Raw genomic sequence first — 24,544 nt, 5'->3', positions numbered from 1 at the left:
TAGTTTTCTTGAACGAAGGATAAGAATGAGGGTTTTTAGTTATAAAAGATTGTTCAAAAAACTCATTGATTTAGATATGACAAATAATGAATTAATGGAAAAATCAAAAGTAAGTAAAAGCACATTCTATAAGATAAAGAATGGGCAGAATGTAACTACGGATGTTTTGCTTAGAATTTGTAATGCTTTGAATTGCAATATTGAGGAAATTGTAGAAATAAGTGATATTAAGGAGGAAAAATAAGTGAGACGATATGGGAGTATAGATGAAATAGCCAAAGAATATGCACTTACAAATGAGCAATTACTGGACTATTTGTTATCAAATGATATTGATGCAATAAGTGATTTGGATAAAATTGATCTAAACAATAAAAATATCATGGCTATTTTAGATAGAATTAATCGTAATAAAAAATTAAATAATCATAATAATTTAACATCTTTTGAAAGTATAGAAATAGAGGGATTGTTTGGAAAATATAATTACTTAATAAATTTTAGAGATGATATTTCTATTTGGGTATCTGAAAATGGTATTGGGAAAACAACTATATTGAATATAATTGTTGCTATTTTGACAGGTGACCAAAACACACTAATGGATATTAATTTTAAAAAAGTTATTGTTAATATTTCTGGAGAGTCATATCAAATAGATAGAGAACAATATTTCCAAGTTAATAGTAACAATAATAGATATTCTAAGAGAATAGAAGCATTGCTTGAAGAATTATCAATGTATGTGCCAAGAAGTTATTCTATAAAACTACGAAATGATTTTGCACATAAAAAATATATTAATTTAGAGTTTATTGAAGAGTTATCTTATAGGTTTCTTAATAATGATATTGACTTAATTAAAGATAAGAAAATTATGTATATATTGCATGAACTAAAAGAACTGCAATATAAAGATCTTTCTAGGACATTATATAAAATTAAAGAAGCATTAGAGGAAGATATACTTTTTTATCCAACATATAGAAGAGTAGAAGTTGGTTTGGATAAAGTTTTTCTAAATCGTAGAGATGAGTACAATAGATATGAGTTGTCTCCAAAATACATGGGATTTGGAATGAATGATGTTAAAAATAGAATAAGCAATGTGCTGAATAAAATGAGAAAAGATGCAAATACAGCATATATAGAAATGAATGCAAATATAATTAGCGAGCTACTGAAGAAAAATGTAAGTTACTATATCGATGAATACAATCCCATTGACCTGCATAAAGTAGATGTAATAATAAAAAGAATTGGTGAAGAAAGAATAGATAATATCGATAGTCTAAAAAGCTTTTTAGATAAGTCTAGTAGAGGAAAAACAATACCTAATATAGAATTTTTATCATATTATTTACAAAAATTAGTTAAAATATATGACGCACAAAAGCCATTAGACTCAAAGCTCAGAAAATTTTCAGATGTGTGTACAAAATATCTATCTGGTAAAAAAATAATATATGACGAAACACTTTTGACTATGAATGTTTATGATTGTAATGATGAAAAAATTGATTTTGAAGATTTATCATCAGGCGAAAAACAAGTAATTTCTATTTTTTCAAAAGTTTATTTGGATATAGTAACACCGTGCATATTTATAATTGATGAACCTGAAATATCTTTATCCATAGAATGGCAAAAAGAATTTTTGAAAGATATTTTTAATTCTGAAAAAATCGGATTAATGATTGCGACAACACATTCTCCATTTATATTCAAGAATGAATATAGAAAATTTGTTATTGAACTTGATAAATATAAGGAGGTGTAGTTCTGTGGGTTTGTTGGATGTTATGGAGAACGAATCTGACTGTATAGAGTCTATTTTTCAAAGTTATATTTCCTTAAAAAGTAAAAAAGATATATTTTTATTTTTTGAAGGGAAGGATGATTTTAAGTATTATGTTAGCAGGGTATCATCACATATTGGGAATAAGGAATATGGAGTTTTTCATTGTAATTGTAAAATGAATGTGTTAACCATTCAAGAAATGATTGTTAACCAAGCTGCAATTCAAGATGATAAGAAGAACTTATATTTTATAGATCGTGATTATGATAATAATGAAGATATCTCTGATAGTATATACATTACATCCTCATATTCAATAGAGAATTACTATTTTACAGATTCTGCTATAAAGAGGATGTTGATAGGAGTTGTTGGATTTTCTGAAGAAAGTGAAGAGGATAGTTTAGATTTTAAAATTGTTTTTGATCATATAGTAAATAAAAGAAATGAAATTATTGAAGAAATTATTTATGCTAATGCATGGTACTCTTTGCAAATAAAAAAGTCTAAAGATTGTGGAAAGTTTCCACAAATGACACCTTTAAAAGAATATAATGTGATTAAAAACCTCAATCAAATATGTGATTTTGAGAGATTGGTCGAAGATTCAATTGAGACTACTGAATGGGAAATGAACAATGCGATAGAAGTATTAAAAACAAACCCAGTAAATGAAATAAGAGGAAAATATTTCACTCAAGCTCTAACACCTATATTTAGAAATATATTTCAAGACGCAGGTAAAAAGCATAATAGAAAATTATTTTCAAAAAAGAGGAAAATACATTTGAATTTATCAGACATAATTTGTGAGTTGTCTGCGTATGCAGATACACCACCGGGATTGATTTCTTATATTAAAGAAAGACTATCTGCGTAAGGAGAAGGGAAATGTTTTTATCTCTCCATCTCTATACTCATATAAATTCCATGGTTCTTTCGTTTTTGATAAAGTTCGTCCATAGTGGATTTTGAGGAAGAATACTCTTTCGTAAGGGTATTCTTTTTTTCTTGCAGTTTATCAAGTTTATCTAAAATATCCTTTGAATTTGGGAGCCTGGAATATGATATTTTAAGATCTGAAAGGGAATTTTCATATAGGATAATTAGAGCTTTGTACTCTTCAAAAAATGCTTTGTCAGATGGATTAGCCTTATATTCCTTGCAGCACGCCCTGTTTTTTTAACTATATGAACTTGCTCCACAGTTGCAGAAAGCTTCTTGCATTTCCTTATCAATAACCTTGATTTTATCCTGTAAATTTTGCCTTTCATCGGCTGCTTTTTGGATGTACTCATCAAGTTGCTTAATGGATTTAATACCTTGTTCTCTGAGGAAGATAACAGACTCAGCCATTGTATTAAGGTTATGTTTGGTTGCCCAATATTCATAGCCTTTGCTTTCTTTTACTTTAACATTTGTGTTCATATCAATAACATTGCCAATGCGTTTTTTGACAGCAGGGGTTTTAATAGACGATATTTCTGCAATGCGTTCTTTTAAACTTTCTTCAGTATAATCTTCTCCGATTGTTTTAGATCTTGTAAATCTCGCTTATCTTTCGGTTTAAAAGCAATGTGTTTGCCATACTTAATTTCATAGCCAAGATCAGCTATTTTCTTTAGAAAATCGTCCCAATCCTTAGACTGTTTTATCAGATAGGTTGTTTTCTTTGCATAGCTTATCGCTTTGATACCTGATTTGATGATAGCTTTTTTTGTTGGATTGGTAGCATCTACCCGTTACCATATTTACATTATTGAAGATGATGTGATTGTGAATATGTCCTTTGTCTATGTGAGTAGATAAGACAAATTCATGCTCATTTTTTAATATCTTTTTACACAGCTCCATACCGATCTGGTGTGCTATTTCAGGCGTAGTTTCTCCCGGTAAAAAGGATTGAATAAGATGTCTTGCAAGAACAGTTCCGTTTGTGCCGGCATCATTTCGTGTTCTTAAAAACTGGGTATGAGCAGTTTCTTGATGGCATTTATGAGTGCTTACTAAGATTTGCTCATCTGTTTTTTCTCCATTAACAATATATGAAATAGCAAGATTAAGGGTTGATTTTATAGGGTGTATTTTTGTAATCGCCATAAATTTTAATCACCTCCTGAAGTCCTATTTAGAAGTAGGAAATGAATTTGCCATAGATCTTTTGAGAAATGTTCAATCTCCTTTTTTATATCACTGATGTCCTCTTTGTAGATTACACCTGCCGAATTTACTCGCTTTGCAATCTGATTGATGTTGTTTGTAGCGTTGGAAAGTAATCCTTGTAAATCTCGAAAAGGCTCTAAATCCACTTGATAAATTTCCTTTTCCAAAACGCACTTGCGAATAAAGTGGCTCATATTTCTGCACTTTGCAAGTTTTCGTTTCTCTTCAAAAATAGCCTTCTCTTCTACAGTTAATTTGATTTCAAGTCGTTCATTTCGTATCCTATTTGCCATAGGTAATTCCTCCTTTAGATGTATTTCGGGGTATTAGGGTTCTCCCTAACAAGCTAAAAATCGATAAAAAAAGAAGCAGATCCCAAAGGGCTGCTTCATCAATTTTTCCGTAAGTGTCCGTACACTTACTGTGCTTGCTACAAAAGAATGATTAAGATAGCAAGCGTTAAGCGAGTTTTTAATTTTAAGTAAATTATATCATAAAATACATATGTTTTCTATAGGCATCTTGACAAATATTGAATTATGATTTATTATTAAATATAAATTTAGTATTAACATAGAAAGAGGTGTGCTATGGCACAAGTATTAAAAGAAGAAGTTAGAAATAGAATACTTGAAGCAGCAGAAAAAGTGTTTTATAAAAAGGATTATAGAGGTGCCAAATTAACAGAAATTGCAAAAGAAGCAGATATTCCTGTGGCACTAATTTATACCTATTTCAAGAATAAAGAAGTTTTGTTTGATGCAGTAGTAAGTTCTGTTTATATAAACTTCGAGTCAGCCTTTAATGAGGAAGAATCTTTGGAAAAAGGTTCTGCTTCTGAAAGATTTGATGAGGTTGGAGAAAATTATATTCATGAACTTTTAAAAGAGCGTAAGAAGTTAATTATTTTAATGGATAAAAGCTCAGGTACAAAGCATACAGAAGCAAAACAAAAACTCATATCGCAAATGCAGGTTCATATTGAAGTAAGTTTAAAAAGACAATCTAAACAGGAATATGATCCAATGCTTGCCCATATTTTAGCCAGTAACTTTACAGAGGGGCTTCTTGAAATAGCAAGACACTATCAAAGTGAAAAGTGGGCAAAAGATATGCTAAAACTTATTGCAAGGTGTTATTACAAGGGAGTGGAATCCCTATAATTAGCACTAAAAAATAGACTTTGCGTAATCAGCAAAGTCTTACTTTAAACCTTAATACTGAATTAAAATTCAATATTATTCAATTTTGAAAGGAGCGTTGTTCATGCCAGAAAAAGAATTAAGAAAAAAAGTGATTGGAAAAAATGGCTTATCCAATTTACTTCTTGCTTTAAAAATAGTATGTGATTTGATACCACAAATCTTACTTGTATATTTGATTAGTTCTTTAATTACAAACAATATTAGCGAAGATAATTTGAAATATATTTTCTTAGGAATCTTTATATCATTTGCATTAAAAGGTGTGTTTTATTATTTTGCAACAAAGGTTGCCCATGAAAAAGCCTATGAAAAATTGACAGAACTTAGGTTAGATATTATCGGTCATTTTAAAAAACTAAGTTTAGGATTTTTCAAAGAACATAATACAGGAGAGCTTACCAATATCGTTCAACATGATGTAGAGCAAGTGGAAGTATACCTTGCCCATGGTCTTCCGGAAATAATGTCAGTTACACTTCTGCCTACCATTATTTTTGTAGTTATGATTTTTGTGGATTGGCGTCTTGCACTTGGTATGATTGTCGGAGTTCCACTCATGTATTTGGTAAAAGTTCTTTCACAGAAAACAATGGATAAGAACTTTGCTATTTACTTTAACCATGAAAACAAGATGAGAGAAGAGCTAATGGAATATGTAAAAAATATTTCTGTTATTAAGGCTTTTGCTAAAGAAGAGGAGATTAGCGAAAGAACATTAAAAACAGCAAGAGAGTATATTTACTGGGTTAAAAAGAGCATGGGAGCAATTACAATTCCAATGGGACTCATTGACATATTTATGGAAATTGGAGTAGTTATTGTCATGATTTTAGGAAGCATATTTCTTTACTATGGAAATATTACAACACCTAATTTTATACTTGCCATTATTTTATCGTCTGCCTTTACTACATCTATAAGTAAGACAGCTACATTGCAACATTTTTCTATTGTGTTTAAGGAAGCTCTAAAGGCGATTGGAAAAGTTTTAACAGTTCCGCTTCCAAAGAAAAAGACAGAACAAGGTTTAGAATTTGGAAATATAGAATTTAAAGATGTGAATTTTGCATACGGAAAAGATAGCTTTGAACTAAAAAATATCAATTTAACTTTTAAGAAAAATAGTTTGAATGCCTTTGTAGGAGCAAGTGGTTGTGGGAAAAGTACTGTATCTAATTTACTTATGGGATTTTGGGATGCTGACAGCGGACGAATAGAAATAAATGGGAAAGATATAAAGGATTACAGTCAGGAAAATATTTCAAATCTTATTGGAAGTGTGCAACAGGAGGTCATCCTTTTCGATTTAAGTATTTTTGACAATATTGCAATCGGGAAACTTAATGCGACAAAAGAAGAAGTCATAGAAGCTGCCAAAAAAGCGAGATGTCATGACTTTATTTCAGCATTGCCAAATGGATATGAAACACGAGTAGGTGAAATGGGAGTTAAGTTATCCGGTGGAGAAAAACAAAGAATCTCTATTGCAAGAATGATACTGAAAAATGCACCGATTTTAATATTAGATGAGGCAATGGCAGCTGTTGATAGTGAAAATGAAAGACTAATCGGTGAAGCGATTGATGATTTAAGTAAGGATAAAACTATCATTACAATTGCTCATCATCTAAATACGATTAGAGATTCAGACCAAATTATAGTTATGGATAAGGGTGTTGTTCTTGATGTAGGAAGCCATGAAGAGTTGATGAAAAGATGTGATTTTTATAAGGATATGGTTGATGCACAGAACAAAGTTGATAGATGGAATTTGAAAGATAATAGTCTTTCACGAGCAAGGAACGGAGTGGATTGCGAGTGTACGGAGGTGGTAACAGAAAATGTTTAGAGAAATGTTAAAACTACTTACAAAAACCGGCAAGAGAGATTTGATTATATCAAGTGTCTTCTTTGCCCTTTATGGACTAAGCTCCATAGCCATGATTGTTATCGTATTTTCTATACTGTTTCAGATATTTGATGGGACGAGTTTAGATATGCTTTATAAATATTTTATTGCGATTGGATTACTTGTAGTCTTCAAAGGTATTTGTAATATGGTCGCAGATATGAAAAAGCATAGTGCAGGTTTTGATATTGTTCAGCAAATAAGAGAACGCATGATTATCAAATTAAAGAAATTCAGTTTGGGATTTTATACCAATGAAAGACTGGGAGAGATCAATACAATTTTACACAAAGATGTTGATAATATGTCCCTTGTTGTAGGACACATGTGGTCGAGAATGTTTGGTGATTTTTTGATAGGTGCAGTCGTATTTGTTGGTCTTGCAAGTATTGATTTCAAACTTTCTATTATTATGGCTGTATCTGTTCCGATTGCACTTATCTTTCTATATCTGACAATTAAGCAATCTGAAAAAATAGAAAATCAGAACAACTCAGCACTTCTTGATATGGTTAGCTTATTTGTTGAATATGTTAGAGGAATACCTGTATTAAAGAGTTTTTCAAACAATAAGAGCTTGGATAATGAGCTTATGAATAAGACAAAAAAGTTTGGAGAAACAAGCAAAGTAGCTTCAAGATTCAAGGCAAAACAGCTATCTATATTTGGGTTTTTACTGGATATTGGATATTTAGTTCTTTTAATTGCAGGAGCAATACTTGTTACAAAGAGAAGTCTTGATGTACTTAATTTTATTATCTTTGCAGTAATTTCAAAAGAGTTTTATAAGCCGTTCGCTTCTATGGAACAACACTATATGTACTATGTTTCGGCGATAGATAGTTACGAAAGACTTTCAAGAATTTTATATGCAGATGTAATCCCGGATAAAGTGAATGGAATTGTTCCGAAAGATAATGATATAGCTTTTGAAAACATAGATTTTTCTTATGAAAAAGATGAATTTAAAATGGAAAAATTGAGCTTTTCTATTGCTGAAAAACGGGTGACAGCCTTAGTTGGAGAATCAGGTAGTGGAAAGACTACTATAACCAACTTGCTTCTAAGATTTTATGATGTGCATAAAGGGAAAATTACACTTGGAGGAACTGATATAAGGGATATTCCTTATGATGAGCTTTTAGATCGTATCAGCATTGTCATGCAGAATGTTCAACTGTTTGATAACACGATTGAAGAAAATATCAGAGTAGGTAAAAAAGGAGCTACAAAAGAGGAAATAATTAAAGCTTCAAAGAAGGCAAGGATACATGATTTCATTATGAGTTTACCAAAAGGTTATAAAACTGATATTGGAGAAAATGGTGGGATTCTTTCAGGTGGACAGAGACAAAGAATATCTATTGCAAGAGCCTTTCTAAAGGATGCACCTATTTTAATTCTTGATGAAATGACAAGTAATGTTGATCCTGTAAATGAATCTTTGATACAAGATGCTATTACAGAACTTGCAAAGAATAGAACTGTACTTGTAGTGGCTCATCATTTAAAAACCATTCAAAAAGCTGACCAAATTCTCGTATTTCAAAAAGGCAATTTACTTGAAAAAGGAAAGCATGGGGAACTTCTTGAGAAAGATGGTTACTACACAAAATTATGGAAAGCTCAATATGAGGTGTAACCATGATTTTGTTAAAAGATGTTTCTTATGAATGGGAAGATGGGCGAACTGCTTTAAAAAATATCAATCTTGAAATTAAAAAAGGTGAATTTGTTTTAATTTCAGGGAAAAGTGGAAGTGGTAAAAGTACTCTTGGAAGTGTAATAAATGGTCTTATTCCACATTATTACAAAGGCAAAATGAAAGGAGAAGCCTTTGTGTCCGGAAAAGATATAAGCAAATTATTACTTCATGAAGTAGGGCATATTGTAGGGACTGTATTTCAAGATCCAAGAAGTCAGTTTTTCACGACAACGACAGATGAAGAAATAGCTTTTGGGCTTCAAACTATCTGCAAATCAAGAGATGAAATCAAACAGAGAGTAGAAGAAGTATATGCAGAGTTGGATATTGAGGAACTTAAAGGAAAATCTGTTTTTGAATTATCAAGCGGACAGAAACAAAAGATAGCTATTGCAAGTATCTATGCGATGAATCCGAAAGTTTTAATTTTAGATGAGCCTTCAGCAAATTTGGATATGAAAGCAACATTTGATCTGTTTTTAATTTTGGAGAAATTAAAGAAAAAAGGTACAACAGTTGTTCTAATTGAGCATCGTTTGTACTATGCAAAATCTTTATTTGACCGTTTTCTTTTGGTGAAAGATGGAGAGATTGCACAGGACTTGAGTCGGGAAGAAGTTATCCATCTTGAAGGGGAGTTTTGGGATGAGAATGGACTAAGAACCCTTGAATTAGAAGAATACAGGATAAGTGAGAAGAAAGATTCATATCAATTAAATGATGAAAGTATCATCGGAAAAGGCTTGAAATTTTGCTATCCGAATGTAGCTAAGGATGGAAAGAAGCAAAAACAGTACATTTTAAATCATCTTGATTTCAATATGGAGTGCGGAATAGCCATTGGTCTTATCGGCTTAAATGGTACCGGAAAAACTACCTTTGCAAGAGTGATTTCAGGACTTGAGAAGATAAAAGAGGGAACAATATGGGCGGAAAAAGATCAAGAGTTGAATCGTAAAGATTTAATGAATATGTCATATTTTGTCTTTCAAGATTCAGACTATCAGTTATTTTCGGAAAGTGTACTTGATGAAATGTTACTTGGTATTTCAAATAAAGATAAAAAAGAAAATACTCAAAAGGCAAAGTCTATTTTGAATGTTCTTGGCTTAGATAAACATATAGATAAGCATCCGTTTGCTTTATCAAGAGGAGAAAAACAAAGACTGACAATAGCTTGTGGAATGATGAAACGGGCAAAAGTTTTTATCTATGATGAACCAACATCAGGTTGTGATAAAGACTCAATGCTTTCCGTCGCAAAACTGATTGAAGAACAATTGAAAAATGGTACAACAGTTTTGGTAATAAGTCATGATTTTGAGTTTTTAGCAAATACAGTGAGCAAGCTGTGGGTAATGGGAGATGGAAAAATAGAAACTGTTTTAGATATGAGTGAAAGTAATAAATTTCTCATATTAGACAAGATGAGAGGAGGTAGAGAGCTTGTCAGATAGAAAAACTATAGATCCGAGAATAAAACTTACTCTACTTCCAATTGTTGGATTTACGAGCTTTTTTATAAGCGATACAATTCTACTTTTTGTATTAATTGTTTTTGCCTTTTTTCTATATTTATATAGCGGGATGTGGAAAAGAGCGTTACGCTTTATCTTGTTTTTTGTGCTTTTATACTACATAGAGTTAGGGCTTGGAAAATTTTGTGAAGCAAGTATTGTATTTGCAATATATATGTTTATTTACTTTGCATCAAGAATGACCTTAATCGCTATGTTTGGTGGATATATAACAAAGACTACAAGTGTAAGTGAAATGCTGGAGGCGTTAAATAGAATGAAAGTACCAAGAAGCATTGGTATACCTTTTAGTGTTTTGCTTAGGTTTGTACCAACTATAAAAATAGAACTCAAGGCATTAAAAGAGAATATGAAGATTCGAGGAATTGTAACAAGCAGATTTTTCCCATTGCTACATCCAATTAAATATATTGAATATACGCTTGTTCCGCTTTTAATGAGAATGATTAAGATTTCAGATGAACTGTCAGCTTCAGCACTTATTAGAGGACTTGATAGTGATGAGAAGAGGGTAACATTAACAGAATTGCGGTTTAGAAAAACAGACTTAATGATTGGACTATTAGGAGCTTTGATGATTGCTCTTGTGATAGTAATACAGAAAATTTATTAGGAGGACTTTTATGAAAAACAAATTGAATGGTCGTGATTTTATTACAATCGGAATCTTTAATGCAATTGGAATTGTCATATACATGGCGGCCAGCTTTGCTATGGCAACAACAGTTATTGGAGGATTTATTGCTTCAGGAGTTAGCTTTATGGTAGCTGCTACCGTTTATATCCTTATGGCTTTGAAAGTTAAAAAGAATGGCGTATTTACAATATCAGGAACGCTTCTTGCTTTAATTGCATTGTCAGGAGGACATTTACCTCATGCAGTCTTTGCTGTAATCGGTGGAATTATATGTGATTTGATTATAGGAAATTATGAGAGCAAGGGACGAATGATTATTGGATATGGGATATTTGCATTAGCAGATTTTTTAGGAACAGTAATTCCTGTAATTTTATTCGGAACAGCTTCTTTTGTGGAAAGAGCATCAAAATGGAAAATGAGCGAAGCACAAATAAATGAAGCATTATCTTATTTCAAAGTTTCGTGGGCAGTAGGATTTGGCTTGATAACTTTTGTTCTTGCTTGCATAGGAGCATTTGTTGCAACAAGGATACTTAAAAAACATTTTGAAAAAGCAGGAGTGATTTAATAATAGATTTACTTAGGAGGAAAAGTAATGGAGGGATAATCATGTCAAAACTTATAGTTTCAGTTTTCACAGAACGATATAATTATCCTTTTTTATGCTTGTACTTACTTTTGTATAGCAATATATCGCCATTACAAATATACAAATAGTCAATATAACAAATCAGTAGTTTTCAAGTTAAGAGGACTTTTTATGCCAAAGTGTAGAAGTCCTCCTTTTTTATTCTCAAAAAGCAAACCACAGAACAGGAAAAGGAGGATAACTAAGTGGCTAAAGAATATTACCTTTATGTGAAAGGAAAAGCCGTACCTGTAAGCGAAGAAGAAAAATAAAAGCTTGAGGAAGAAGAACGAAAAATAAATGAAAGAAAAGATAGGCTTCACCAAAATTATCTGAAGCGTAAAGCAAACGGCAAACAACAGGAATATGAGGAAAGGTATAAAGCAAGGCGAGAACAGAAGAAGCAGGAGAAGCTAAGGGTTTTGAAAAGGGTTGGGATACTTGTAAAGGGTTCAGACGATAATTTATAGGAGTGGTGATATATTGACTAAAAACTGAAAAAGTGATAATATAATTATTAAAAATAATTAGATTATCAAAAATAAAAAATGAGAGGGGAAAGTTAGATGTCTTATTGCTCTGATATAACAAAAAATAGAATTTTAGAATGTGCTAAAGGGGAATTTTTAAGCAAAGGATTCGAAAATGCACAGGTAGCTGAAATTGCTAAATTAGCAAAAGTAACTACAGGAGCTATTTATCGTCATTTCAAAAATAAGGAAGCATTATTTTTTGCTCTAATTGAAGAGGAATATAATTACACATTAGATGTTGTTTCTGATGTTGAAAAAAGGAGCGAACAAAAAACTATTAGGATAGACTCTGATTTAGTCGATGATGAAGCGATTATAGAAAATTTATTCTTGGAAACAATGCTATTTGTTGATTATATGTATGCGCATTTTGATAACTTTAAGCTGATTTTTGCGTGTAGCAAAGGGTCACAAGTAGAAAACTTTATTGAGGATATTACTGAAAGATATACAGCTAAAAATATGAAGCTTATTCTTTTCAACGCTAAACAAGAGCAAATTATCACAGATATTAAAGAGTTTGAAGTTCATGTCATTACAAAAGGCTATATTACATCTCTATGCGAGTGTGTTCTTCATGATATACCGCATGATAATGTTGGCGAATATATTAGAAGCATTGTTATTTTTCAATATTATGGTTGGCAAGGCTTAATGAAGAAAAATAATAGATAATTTTTTGTCAAAAAGTTAGCGATAACTAATTAACTTTTTGTTTGGAGGAGGTATTTTCTTGAAAAGTAACAATAAAAATGCCATTTCAGAGTTGCTTAAATACGCCGATGGCGAGAAAAAACAATTATACAAATCAATTTTGTTAGCGACCATAGGGGAACTGTTTGGAATGATTCCTTTTTTAGCAATAGCAAAATTGATAGAAAAAATATATCAATCTGAAGTGTCATTTAGAACTGTATTGTGTTTAACACTTATAGCTTTGTGTGGACAAGTTTTAAAAGGTATTTTTACTTTATATTCAACAATAACCTCACACAAAGCAACATTTCATATTTTAAAAAATATACGAAGTTTAGTAGCTGAAAAAATGCTAAGAGTACCTATGGGTGTAATGATAGATACTCCTATAGGTAAATTTAAAAATTTAATTGTAGATACAGTGTCTAAGCTGGAAGATTCAATGGCTCATTTTATGCCGGAGATAACATCAAGTATAGTATCTCCTGTTTTATTTTTGGTTTTGATTTTTGCTTTGGACTATAGGATGGGGTTGGCTTCGTTACTTACAATTCCTTTAGGAATGCTTGGATATATAGGTATGATGAAGGATTATGAGTTTAGAAGCAAAACATATACTACAGCTCAAAATAATATGAATAGTACTTTGGTTGAATATATTAATGGGATTGAGGTTATAAAAGCTTTTAACCACAGTGCTTCTTCTTATGAAAAATTTACGAACGCAATTAACTTCTTTCATGATAGTACACTTGCTTGGTGGAAGCAAAGTTGGTTATGGTCAGCATTTGTTCAAGCAGTTATGCCATCCACACTTTTAGGAACTTTGCCGATTGGTGCATATCTGTATATGAATTCAAAAATATCGTTATCAAGCTTTATTGTGTGCATTATACTGCCTATTGGTTTTATTGCACATTTAATGAAAATCGGTAAATATTCTGAGCAATTCAACATGGTTAAGGCAAGTTTAGATGCAATAGAGGAATTTCTATCGAAAGAGGAACTTAAAAGACCAAAAGAGAAGGTAGTCTTTGATGACACTCTCTATCGTTTTGAAAATGTTTCATTTGCATATGATAAGGAACTTGTGCTAAAAAATATCAACTTTGAATTAAAACCAAATACAGTAACCGCATTGGTAGGAAATTCAGGTTCTGGAAAATCTACAATAGCAAAACTTATGGCTGGTTTTTGGGATCCGTCCAATGGAAGTATCTATTATGGTGGAAAGAAAATACCCGAAATTCCATTTGAACAGCTAACAAATGAGATAAGCTATGTTGCTCAAGACAATTTCTTGTTTAATACAAGTATAAAAGAAAATATAAAAATGGGAAAACCAACTGCAAGTGATGATGAGGTTATTGAGGCGGCTAAAGCAGCATCTTGCCATGACTTTATTATGGAACTTGAAAATGGATATAACACAAAAGTCGGTGATGCAGGAGGTTCTTTGTCTGGTGGAGAAAGGCAAAGAATTACGATTGCAAGAGCAATGTTAAAACAATCTAAGGTAATAATTTTAGATGAAGCAACTGCATTTGCAGATCCTGAAAATGAATATCTCATTCAAAGTGCAATCACCAAACTCATTAAAGGAAAGACTCTGATAGTGGTTGCTCACAGGCTCTCTACTATTACAAATGCTGATACAATCCTTGTTATGAAAGATGGGGAATTTGTAGAGAACGAAACTCATGAAGCCCTTGTAAAAAAAGATGGAGTATATGCTTCCTTGTGGAAAAATTATGTAGGCGGATTAGATAACGAAAAGGAGGCGTTGTAAATGATTAGCATTGTAAAACGTATATTAAAAATATCAGGGAAGTATAAAAAAAATGTAATTCTTGGTCTTATATTTAGTGGATTAAAATCATTCTTCGCTTCCTTGATGCTGTTGGCGGTTTTACTGATTATGATTAATCTTGAACAGTTGAATATGACTATTATTATGCAGGCAACAGCAATTGTAGTTGTGAGTATATTCGGCAGATTCATTTTTCAATATCTTTGTGATAGAAAATTAAGTGCATCAGGTTATGAAATTTTTAAGGATAAAAGGATTGAAATAGGGGAAAAACTGAAAAAAGCTCCAATGGGGTATTTTTCAGAAAAAAACTTAGGAACAATCCAAGCGGTTCTAACAACAACTATTTCCGACTTAGAGGGTATGGCGATGCTTGCGATGAACTTTATTGTAGGAGGTTTTTTTCATGCCTTTAGTATGACTACCATGTTATTGATCTTTTGTTTTCCGGTAGGGATGGTATCTTTAATTGCAATCATCTTTGGTATGGGCGTTCTTAAATTAATCGCAAAGAAAACCGAAAAATATTCTCCTATCATGCAAGACTCACAAGAAATGCTTGTTACTGATGCAATTGAGTATATTAGAGGAATTTCAGTACTTCGTTCTTTTGAAAAAGGAACTGATGGAAAAAATAAAGTTGAAAAAGCGTTTATGAGTAAATGTAAAGTTGATATTGAGGTTACTGAGGGTTCAGCTTATTTAATGAAACTATATGAAATGATTTTTAAAGTTGCGAGCTGTGTATTGGTGTTTGTTGCAATAATTCTATATATGAAATCTCTGATTCCACTTTCATATACTCTTATGTTTATAGTATCTGCTTTTCTAATTTTTATGGAATTGGAGTTGGTTAATGATGGAGCATTTTTAAGCAGAATGCTCGCAACACAACTTAATCGATTGGACTATGTTTCAGATATACCTTCGCTTGATGAGGGCGGAAAAGAAATTGACTTGAATTCCTATGACATTGAATTGAAAGATGTTTGTTTTGGATATGGGGAAAGAGAGATTTTGAAGAATATAAATTTGCAGATAAAGTCGAATAGCAGTTTGGCTATTGTCGGTGCTTCAGGTTCTGGAAAGACAACTCTTTGTAATATTATAGCAAGATTTTGGGATGTTAATAAAGGTGAAGTATTTATTGGAGGACATAATGTTAAGGACTTTACCTCTGAAAGCCTATTACAAAATATCAGTATGGTATTTCAGAAGGTTTATTTATTCAATGACACGATTGAGAATAATGTAAAATTTGGAAATCCGAATGCTACACATGATGAGGTGGTGGAGGCTTGCAAGAAAGCTTGTTGCCACGATTTTATAACAAGCCTTAGTGATGGATACGACACTGTTGTTGGTGAGGGCGGTTCAACATTGTCGGGAGGAGAAAAGCAAAGAATATCTATTGCAAGAGCAATCCTTAAAGATGCTCCAATCATTATTCTTGATGAAGCAACTTCAAGTGTAGATCCTGAAAACGAGCATATGTTAATTAGTGCAATTAATGAGTTAACAAAAAATAAAACTCTCATTAGCATTGCACATAGATTATCTACGGTAAGAGGAGCAGATCAAATTATTGTTATTGATAAAGGGGAAATTGTACAACAAGGGAATCATAAGGAACTAATTAGTCAAGATGGAGTATATAAACATTTCATCGAAATTAGAAAACAATCTATTGGTTGGAAAATATAGGTGATGAAATGGGAGATGTAGTTATTGATTTTGATAATGTAAGTTTCAGTTATGGAACACAAACAGAAGTGAGTCTCAGAAATATAAATTTCAAAGTTAAAGAAGGAGAATTTATTTTGCTTACTGGTCAGTCTGGTTCAGGGAAAACAACTGTTACAAGATTGATAAACGGCTTAATTCCACATTTCTTTGAAGGGGTTTTAACTGGAACTGTGAAAGTGTTAGGAAGTGATATAAAAACTATCACTCCCGGAGAAATGGGGAAAAATATTGCTTCTATATTTCAAAATCCACGAAGTCAATTTTTTACAACGAATAGTACCAAGGAAGTGGCATTTGCTCTTGAAAATTATGGAATAGATAGAGATGAAATGATAGATAGAGTGAATTGTGCATTTCACGATTTAGAAGCTGAAAATCTTATGGATAGGGATATGTTTTCTTTATCTAGTGGTGAAAAACAGAAGATAGCGATTATAGCTGCAAAAACTTTGAATCCCAAGATTTATGTTTTTGACGAGCCATCTGCAAATTTAGATATTCATTCAATTATTAAATTGAAAAAAATTATGGAGTGGTTAAAGAAACAGGGACATACAGTAATTGTTTCAGAGCATAGATTGTTCTACTTAAAAAATTTAGTAGATAAATGCTTAATAATGAAAGATGGAAAAATTGATAGAGAATTAAAGAAAAATGATATTGATAACTTGAATGATTCAGATATTAGAGCGTATAAACTTCGAACATTTAAGTTAAGTAATATTAAATATGAACTAAAGGATAATCTTATTGTTAACAAGCAAAATGCAGATTTTAAAGTGGAAAATTTATCTTTTTCCTATGATGTCAATCATTCTGTTTTGAGTAATTGTAATTTAGAAGGGAATTTTGGTGAAACAGTAGCTATAGTTGGACACAATGGAAACGGCAAAACGACATTAGGTAAAGTAATGTCAGGATTACTAAAAGCAAGAAGTGGACAATTTTTTATTGAAGGTAAATATACAAAGCAAAAAAACTTATATAAAAGTGTATATTTTGTAATGCAAGATGCAGATTATCAATTGTACTCCGATTCTGTTGTTTCTGAGTTAATGCTCAGTTCTATGAATAGTATTAAGAAAAATGATGAAAAAATAGAAAATGCGATAACTTTATTGAATATTTCATCATTCAGAAATAGACATCCGCAAAGCTTATCAGGAGGGCAAAAGCAGCGAGTTACTATTGCAGCTGCAATAGCTTCAAACAAAAAAATTCTGATTTTTGATGAGCCAACCAGTGGACTTGATTATGAAAATATGAAAGTCGTATCTGAAGCAATTAATACTCTTCGTAAAAAAAGAATACTGATTTTTGTTATTTCTCATGATTTAGAATTTTTAAGTAGAGTAGCAACTAAAGCAGTTTTTATAGAAAATAATACTGTTAGCAAAAGGATCAATTTAAAGAAAAGTGATGAGTTTGAAACAATAAAAAGATTTTTACTGCAGAGTGAGGGATATGAAGAATGAGCAAATCTTGTAAACAAAATGGAATAAGATATGATCCAAGAATTAAGTTGTTACAAGTTTTAATTATAGGGGTTTTAGTATTTACTTTGACTGGTAAAAAGTATGAAGTTCTACTTTTTTTGTCAGTATTTGCATATGGAATGATAAGCGGTATATACAAAACTTGTTTTAAATTTTTAGCTTTATATATAGTGTTGTTTATGGTAGCGGAAATAAGTCCATTATTTATTTCAACTACAATACACTATTTTTTCCTATGTTTTATAACATTGACTCTTGCAGCTATAAATATGATTAGAACAAGTGAAATATCTGAAGTATTAGCTTCCTTGCAAAATATGAAAATTCCATATTATATAAACATTCCACTAGCTGTTATATTAAGATTTTTTCCTACTCTAAAACAGGATATTACTTGTATAAAGCAGGGAATTAAGACTAGAGGGATTGATATTTCTTTCCTTGGATTTTTAAAACATCCTTTTAAAGTTTATGAAATGATGTTGATTCCTATGTTAATGCGAATGTTATGTACTGCAACTGAGTTGTCGGCATCTGTTGAGACACGAGGACTTGGAGTTTCGTGTAAAAAAACTAGTTATACAGAAGTCAAATTTCGTATGCTTGATACGTTATTGCTAGTAATAATGATGGTATTTTATCTAACTATCATCATTATGAAAATAAAAAATATTTAAAAATAAGGAGAATAATTATGGAAGAAAAAAAGAAATTTCAAATTAAAGATTTAATTATTACAGCACTAATGGTGTTATGCTCACAGGTTTTATATAGAGTGTTATCTTTTCTGTTCATATCGCCATACACAATGCTATTAGCAGTTCCGATATGGTCAATTATTGGAGCAATTGCCTATTTCTTAGTACCGGTAAAAACAAAAAATCCATGGATGATTTTATTATTTTGTGTACTTACAAGCATTATAGGTTTTTATCCACCATATATCATTAGTTGTATATTTGCCGGGATTATAGCTATGTTGATTGCAAGAACAAAAGGGGTTGGCAATTATAAAGGATTAACAATTGGATATATGATATTTTGTGTTCTTGCCGGCTTTGGTGGAATGTATGTACCATTTCTTTTTTATGCAGATCAAACACTTAAATCTTATGAAAAAATGTTTGGGAGCGAATATTTAGGTACATTAACTAAAATTGTTTCTCCTATGACTACAGTAATGATGCTTATTTTAATAGCCATTTGCGGATTGATTGGAGCAGTGATTTCCAAGAAATTATTGAAGAAGCATTTTGAAAAAGCAGGGATTATTTAGAATTTTTTATAGATGAAATTGGAGGAGGAATAATAATGGAAATGATAAGATGCAATATTACAATCAATCAAATTATTTCACCTTTCCACATTTAGAAATACTTTTATGTAGCAATATCTTGTTATAAAAAACAGTTAAATAGAAAAAATAATAAAACATTAGGTTTTAAGCCGAGAGGGCTTTTTACGCCAAGGTGTAGAAGTCCTCCTTTATTATTCTCAGAAAACAAAAACAGAAAAATAAAAAGGGAGGAACACACAATGGATAAGGAAGAATATTTCCTTTATGTCAAAGGAAAAGCGGTTAAGGTCAGTGAAGAAGTCTATAAAGCTTATTGGAAGATAATCGAGCATGAAAAATATCTTCAGAGAAAGGATTGAAAGTATGGCGTGATGCCATTTTCAACACTGGATAACGATGGATACTTTGTAGACAATATCATAGATGAGACAGTTGCGTTATTGTCCAAGCTTAATTAAGGGAAACATTAGATTAGTAAACTACACCTCTATATCTTGAGGATGAGATGTGTAATTATAGTATGGATTTAAAGAAGATCATTGCTAAAAATGAGAAAGAAGGATATTATGCGAGAAATGAGAATTATTCAAACATTGACAGAGTATCAAATGATTAAAGAGAAAGAGAAGTTTAGTTTATTTTTGTTTGGTTCACAGGCTTGTGCTCCGTGCAAAGCACTTAAGGAAAAAATTACAATTTGGAGTGGGACACATCCTCAAGTGTTCACTGGCTATGTATCAATAGAGAATAATATTTCACTTGCAGCACAAGAAAACATTCTGGGAGCACCTGCAGTACTAGCTTTTGTTGAAGGGAAAGAAGCAATACGAAAAATTGGATATTTTAGCCTTGAAGAAGTATTTGCTGCGTTGGATAGATATATATCATACAGTGATTAAAGTTATACGAAAACTTATTTTATAAACAAAGAAAAAAGTTAATATTTAATTAGTTATTTATTAATATTTGGAGGTTAATAGATGTATATATTGGAATTATATCAAAATAATTATTCAAAAGATTTAGTAGCATTTGATTCTTTAGAAGAAGGAAAAGACTTTGTATCAAAAATACCCGGATATACTATAGAAAAAGAAGATAATATAGAATATGAATATTTTAATCCTAAAAATATACCTGATTATATGGAAATTATCTATAATGAAAATATTGTACCACTAACCAGATTTATGTTTGACTCTGAAGAGAATGTTGAAATTATTTGGAAAGAAATTTCTAATCTATCAGTCGCAAAAGATAAAGTTATAGATGGATATTCAAAAATAGATGCTTATTTAATTAACAACGAAGAAGTAAAGGCTTATATTGAAGAAAGAGAAACTAAGTATAATATGATAAAAGATTTCTTAGAAACAAATGGTTATGAAGTAGATAGAAGCTTTTTCGGAAGTGAAGATGGAGAAGCGATCTTATACAGAAAAAAAGAAACCAAAGATTGGCACTTTCTATGCCACCTAGACCCATCATTTTTAGAGATAGAAGATTTGGAAGAATATGTTAAGGAAATAATAGATGAGTTTTAGTAAAAAATTTAAGATAATATGAGAAAATATTAATTTTTAGCATATATTTATAAAAGATATATTTATTACTAAAGGAGTTGAGTTCAAATGCAAAGAACGATAAGAGTAAAGGGAAAAGGAAAAATATCTGTTAAACCAGATATGATTAGACTTGATATTACTGCTAATGAAGTATGTAAAGAATATGATGAAGTAATTGAAAAGTCTACATTGTGTATTAAAAAAATCAAAGAAACAGTTGAAAGAGCTGGTCTTAATGGTAAAGAACTAAAGACAGTAAAATTTGATGTAGATTCAAAGTATGAGAGTTATCGTGATAAAAATGGCAACTATAAAAGTAGACTTGTTGGATTTCAATATACTCAAAAGTTCTATATTCAGTTTCCTAATGATAACATACAACTAGGTAAAATTTTATATGAACTTTCACATTGTGATGTTAATGTTGAGTTTTCTATAAAACACACTGTTAAAGATATTACTGCGGTTAAAAATGAATTACTTGCAAAGGCGGTTCAAGATTCTAAAATCAAGGCAGAAATTTTAGCTAAGTCATCAGGAGTAACACTTGTAGATATAATAAATATAGATTATTCTTGGGGTGAGATAGAAATTTACTCGGAACCTATTAAAAACTATTATCTTTCTGAGAGTACAATAAATGAACCATACAATATTGATATTGAGGCTGATGATATAGATGTACAAGATACTGTTACTATTGTTTGGGAGATAAAGTAAATCTATATAAAAATTATAAAATACTTAGTTATAAGAAAAATATCTCTTGTAATTCAAGAACACAAAAAAGAGACGTTTAAATCCTACTACAAAACGGCTATGAACTAAAAATATTAAAAATCTTCAATCAATTCCCAAGAACAGTTTCTTTTGATAGTGTTGTTTTATTGTGGGTGGTATAATATATATTTGAGTTAAATGAGGTATTTAAGAATAAGGTTGACTGTACAAAACTACTTAGTACAAGTTGACTATAAAAAAATATTTATATAAAAAGGAGATTTTAGTATGAGTAATGAAAAAAATAAAATTAATGATGAAGAAATTTTAAAATTTTTAAAGTTTTCCTATTTTGGAGATTTAAATATTTCAATAGAGGTAGCAAGTAATAGATCTTATCGTGATATGTGCCGTACATTAAAATTTGATGTATTACCAAAAGATACTAAGACTACTATTATATCGGATTTAAAAGAAGCTGTTAATGTTATTTTTAAGGAAGAAATTCCGATAATTAATGAAGGTAGTATTACAAGTCCGGAAAAATTTGATTCATGGCATTGTAAAGTATGTGAAAATATAAAATTGTTATATAACGAAAAAGGAATTAAGTTTACTTATGGACAAGCTCAAAAATGGGTTAATATGACTATTAAGTATTTATATTTATTTGGTGGATATACATTTGATAGAGTTTTTGAGAACATACATATACCAGTTGATAAGTATATTTTGGAGGCAGCTAACAAAAAACTTGGAATTGACAAACCAACAACTTCTTGGAGTAAATGGAATGATTATGATGATTATTGTAAGTATCAAAAAGCGATTAGAGAAGAACTTAGAAAAAAGAATATATCACCACTTCGTTGGGAGTTTAAGACTTGGTTAGAAAAAGCACAAGAAGATAAAATAGGTAATAAGAAATAAAATATTGTTTGTAATTGTATTTTTGGGATTATAAGGATAAATACTAAAGATAGATTTATCATTTATATGGTTGAAGATAAATAGTAAATATTGTGAAAAAAAGGACTTATTCCAAATGCTATCGTTAGAATATAATGCTAGTTTTGGATAAGTCTTTTTTGCTTGTTGAAAATAAACTCACTCTAACCAACTTAAATTTACAGATTTTTATAATAAAAAATTAATTTAAACATAAAAAATTTATTAAGAAATCCACTTAAATTTTTCGTGTTTTGTTGACAGGATTAAAAATTAACGGTAGAATAAACTTGAAGTAAAAATGTGGAAAGTTACCTAATTTTTTCAAGAGGTGAATTATACATATTAGATTAATATCTTAATAAAATATTAAAAAAATTAAGCCATGAAGTAAATATTGCAAGTATAATAAATCAAAAAGGTAATTAAAATGTTAAATAAAATAAAATCATATTGGTATGAATTAAAAACAGAATATGAAAATAGATACAATAAACCATTTTTAAGTGATCTTGAAACTTCAAAAGAATATCTTGAAAGAATGAAAAGATATCTTTTAGAAAAGCAAGAAGAATGTCTATCTGATATTGATGTTATTTGTACTCTTGCCTCTGTTGAGTTGGAACTTAGAGATGAGGAATTTGATTATATTGAATTTCTACAAGACTTTTTAAATGAGTTTAAAAAGTCTTTAAGTGATATTGATAAAGCAAGAATATATACTAATCTAGCTTTTTGGGATGATTTTTCTAAAAACAGTTTGGAGTATTTTAATTTAGCTAAAGACTTGAATTCTCCATTTGTAGAAACTTATACAGGTCTTGGTCTTTATTATTTTAGTGAGTATGAATACTCTAAGGATGAAAGAGATTTATTAATAAGTCATAATTACTTCAATACAGCAAGAGAAATGGAAGAAAATTATATTACTTCTTTTAACTTTGCAGTATCTTTTTTTGAACTTAAGGAATATGAAAAAGCAAAAGAAATATTTTTAAGCTTACTAGAAGTTTATCCTAATAGAATGCGTCTGTTATTGTGTTTGGCTTATTGTGAAGTGTGTCTTGGCAACAAAGATGAAGCAATGTCTTATGTAGAGAAAGTAAAACCTGGACAAGATTTAAAATATAATCTAAATACAGATGATATTTCAGAAGACCAAATTATTGATGTCTATTATGCACTTAAAGAGTATGACATGTTTTTAAATCTTTGTGGAGATTGTGTTGAATACTATTATATCGCAGAATGGGAAGAATATTTTTATGTTCTATGGTTAAAAAATCAAAAGGAAAGATTTTTTAGTCTTGAAGAAAAGAATCGAAAATATTTTGAAGAGGCTATAAATGAAGCTATTGCTGATGAAGATTATGACAGTGAAAAAGAGAAACAAGAAACTATTGCTAGTTGGGAAGAGGATAAAAGAAACTTTGAGGAAATGATATTTCGTATAAAGAGTGGAGCTTCAAGACCTGAGATTAAATTGAAGTTATATCCTGAGTATTCGTGTTTTATGGTGGATTGTGTTAGACATAAATTTGTTTAAAATAAGTTAACGAGATATAGATTGTAGGGATATTTTACAAATGTATGGGGGTATAGTATGTGTGGAATTACTGTAGATTTATAAAAACTAAAAATATTATATAAATCGGAGTTAAGCATGAATTTTATAATAAGAGAATTAAAAAAATGTGAGATAAAACTGTTGGACACATTTTTATATGAAACTATTTTTATTCCTGAAGGAGTTCCAGAACCATCTAGAGATATTATAAATCACCCTGATTTACAAATATATATTTCAGATTTTGGAAAGAAAGATGATATTTGTTATGTCGCAGAGGTTGAAGGTAAGGTAGTAGGAGTGGTTTGGACTCGTATAATAAATGATTATGGTCATATTGATGATGAAACTCCATCACTTTCAATTTCACTTCTAAAAGAATATAGAAAGTTAGGCATTGGAACAAAATTAATGAAGCAAATTATTTTAGCTCTAAAAGAGAAAGGGTATAAGCAAGTTTCTTTATCGGTGCAAAAAGTAAACAATGCAGTTCGTATGTATAAGAAAGTTGGATTTGAAATAGTTCATTAAAATGAGGAAGACTATATTATGGTTTGTAAACTTTGATTTTAGAAAT

The 24,544-nt window shown here is 30.4% G+C and carries 22 protein-coding genes and 3 pseudogenes; 23 read left to right on the top strand and 2 right to left on the bottom strand.

Annotation, left to right across the window (positions count from 1 at the left end; genetic code table 11):
• Positions 1–25 precede the first annotated feature (25 nt).
• The 3 genes from WFJ11_RS05985 to WFJ11_RS05975 are packed head-to-tail and all read left to right on the top strand — an operon-like array spanning position 26 to position 2,681.
• On the top strand, positions 26–244 hold the full coding sequence (locus WFJ11_RS05985) for a helix-turn-helix transcriptional regulator (protein ID WP_338817167.1): 219 nt from the start codon (positions 26–28) through the stop codon (positions 242–244).
• Positions 245–1,780: an AAA family ATPase gene (locus WFJ11_RS05980; protein WP_338817166.1), complete on the top strand. Its 1,536-nt coding sequence runs from the start codon at positions 245–247 to the stop codon at positions 1,778–1,780. It abuts the gene before it with no gap.
• 4 nt (positions 1,781–1,784) lie between these two features.
• Entirely contained in the window at positions 1,785–2,681 is an 897-nt protein-coding gene (locus WFJ11_RS05975) for a DUF4435 domain-containing protein (protein WP_338817165.1), read from the top strand.
• 17 nt (positions 2,682–2,698) lie between these two features.
• Here the strand turns inward: WFJ11_RS05975 and WFJ11_RS05970 are convergent.
• Both WFJ11_RS05970 and WFJ11_RS05965 read right to left on the bottom strand, forming a co-directional pair.
• Positions 2,699–3,901 (bottom strand): annotated as a pseudogene (locus WFJ11_RS05970) (relaxase/mobilization nuclease domain-containing protein).
• A gap of 5 nt (positions 3,902–3,906) precedes the next feature.
• Positions 3,907–4,257, bottom strand: coding sequence for a plasmid mobilization protein (locus tag WFJ11_RS05965; RefSeq protein WP_338817164.1), 351 nt, complete (start codon positions 4,255–4,257; stop codon positions 3,907–3,909).
• Positions 4,258–4,554: 297 nt separating this feature from the next.
• Here WFJ11_RS05965 and WFJ11_RS05960 point away from each other — a divergent pair, with 297 nt between their 5' ends.
• The 20 genes and pseudogenes from WFJ11_RS05960 (at position 4,555) to WFJ11_RS05865 (ending at position 24,498) form a co-directional block, all read left to right on the top strand.
• Positions 4,555–5,127, top strand: coding sequence for a TetR/AcrR family transcriptional regulator (locus WFJ11_RS05960; RefSeq protein WP_005367034.1), 573 nt, complete (start codon positions 4,555–4,557; stop codon positions 5,125–5,127).
• Between the two features lie 103 nt (positions 5,128–5,230).
• Positions 5,231–7,018, top strand: a complete 1,788-nt coding sequence (locus tag WFJ11_RS05955; protein WP_338817163.1) for an ABC transporter ATP-binding protein — start codon at positions 5,231–5,233, stop codon at positions 7,016–7,018.
• Positions 7,011–8,720: an ABC transporter ATP-binding protein gene (locus tag WFJ11_RS05950; RefSeq protein ID WP_338817162.1), complete on the top strand. Its 1,710-nt coding sequence runs from the start codon at positions 7,011–7,013 to the stop codon at positions 8,718–8,720. Before WFJ11_RS05955 ends, WFJ11_RS05950 begins: the two co-directional genes overlap by 8 nt.
• Positions 8,721–8,722: 2 nt before the next feature.
• A complete protein-coding gene (locus WFJ11_RS05945) occupies positions 8,723–10,240 on the top strand; it encodes an ABC transporter ATP-binding protein (protein ID WP_338817161.1) in 1,518 nt (505 codons plus the stop codon).
• Positions 10,230–10,934: an energy-coupling factor transporter transmembrane component T gene (locus WFJ11_RS05940; protein WP_338817160.1), complete on the top strand. Its 705-nt coding sequence runs from the start codon at positions 10,230–10,232 to the stop codon at positions 10,932–10,934. The genes WFJ11_RS05945 and WFJ11_RS05940 overlap by 11 nt, the downstream gene beginning before the upstream one ends.
• A gap of 10 nt (positions 10,935–10,944) precedes the next feature.
• Positions 10,945–11,529, top strand: a complete 585-nt coding sequence (locus WFJ11_RS05935; RefSeq protein ID WP_338817159.1) for an MptD family putative ECF transporter S component — start codon at positions 10,945–10,947, stop codon at positions 11,527–11,529.
• 332 nt (positions 11,530–11,861) lie between these two features.
• A pseudogene (locus WFJ11_RS05930) lies at positions 11,862–12,059 on the top strand (hypothetical protein); the annotation flags it as partial.
• Positions 12,060–12,155: 96 nt separating this feature from the next.
• Positions 12,156–12,797 (top strand): TetR/AcrR family transcriptional regulator, encoded by a 642-nt coding sequence (locus WFJ11_RS05925; RefSeq protein WP_338817158.1) that lies wholly within the window; start codon positions 12,156–12,158, stop codon positions 12,795–12,797.
• Between the two features lie 58 nt (positions 12,798–12,855).
• Positions 12,856–14,607, top strand: a complete 1,752-nt coding sequence (locus WFJ11_RS05920; protein ID WP_338817157.1) for an ABC transporter ATP-binding protein — start codon at positions 12,856–12,858, stop codon at positions 14,605–14,607.
• Entirely contained in the window at positions 14,608–16,332 is a 1,725-nt protein-coding gene (locus WFJ11_RS05915) for an ABC transporter ATP-binding protein (protein ID WP_338817156.1), read from the top strand.
• An 8-nt stretch (positions 16,333–16,340) separates the two neighbouring features.
• Positions 16,341–17,849, top strand: a complete 1,509-nt coding sequence (locus tag WFJ11_RS05910) for an energy-coupling factor ABC transporter ATP-binding protein (RefSeq protein WP_338817155.1) — start codon at positions 16,341–16,343, stop codon at positions 17,847–17,849.
• Positions 17,846–18,547, top strand: a complete 702-nt coding sequence (locus WFJ11_RS05905) for an energy-coupling factor transporter transmembrane component T (RefSeq protein ID WP_338817154.1) — start codon at positions 17,846–17,848, stop codon at positions 18,545–18,547. Before WFJ11_RS05910 ends, WFJ11_RS05905 begins: the two co-directional genes overlap by 4 nt.
• Before the next feature lie 17 nt (positions 18,548–18,564).
• The gene (locus WFJ11_RS05900; RefSeq protein ID WP_338817153.1) at positions 18,565–19,146 is read left to right on the top strand and encodes an MptD family putative ECF transporter S component; all 582 of its coding nucleotides are present in this window, start codon (positions 18,565–18,567) and stop codon (positions 19,144–19,146) included.
• 260 nt (positions 19,147–19,406) lie between these two features.
• A pseudogene (locus WFJ11_RS05895) lies at positions 19,407–19,607 on the top strand (sigma-70 family RNA polymerase sigma factor); the annotation flags it as partial.
• A gap of 108 nt (positions 19,608–19,715) precedes the next feature.
• On the top strand, positions 19,716–20,066 hold the full coding sequence (locus tag WFJ11_RS05890; RefSeq protein WP_338817152.1) for a thioredoxin family protein: 351 nt from the start codon (positions 19,716–19,718) through the stop codon (positions 20,064–20,066).
• An 81-nt stretch (positions 20,067–20,147) separates the two neighbouring features.
• On the top strand, positions 20,148–20,711 hold the full coding sequence (locus tag WFJ11_RS05885) for a hypothetical protein (RefSeq protein ID WP_338817151.1): 564 nt from the start codon (positions 20,148–20,150) through the stop codon (positions 20,709–20,711).
• Positions 20,712–20,798: 87 nt separating this feature from the next.
• A complete protein-coding gene (locus tag WFJ11_RS05880; protein ID WP_338817150.1) occupies positions 20,799–21,452 on the top strand; it encodes an SIMPL domain-containing protein in 654 nt (217 codons plus the stop codon).
• A 288-nt stretch (positions 21,453–21,740) separates the two neighbouring features.
• Positions 21,741–22,382 (top strand): hypothetical protein, encoded by a 642-nt coding sequence (locus WFJ11_RS05875; protein WP_338817149.1) that lies wholly within the window; start codon positions 21,741–21,743, stop codon positions 22,380–22,382.
• A gap of 448 nt (positions 22,383–22,830) precedes the next feature.
• On the top strand, positions 22,831–23,946 hold the full coding sequence (locus WFJ11_RS05870; protein WP_338817148.1) for a hypothetical protein: 1,116 nt from the start codon (positions 22,831–22,833) through the stop codon (positions 23,944–23,946).
• A gap of 117 nt (positions 23,947–24,063) precedes the next feature.
• On the top strand, positions 24,064–24,498 hold the full coding sequence (locus WFJ11_RS05865) for a GNAT family N-acetyltransferase (protein WP_338817147.1): 435 nt from the start codon (positions 24,064–24,066) through the stop codon (positions 24,496–24,498).
• Positions 24,499–24,544: the final 46 nt, after the last annotated feature.

Origin of the sequence: Parvimonas micra (assembly GCF_037482165.1) — a bacterium.
Lineage (GTDB): Bacteria > Bacillota > Clostridia > Tissierellales > Peptoniphilaceae > Parvimonas.
This window is presented reverse-complemented; position numbering and strand designations above follow the sequence as displayed.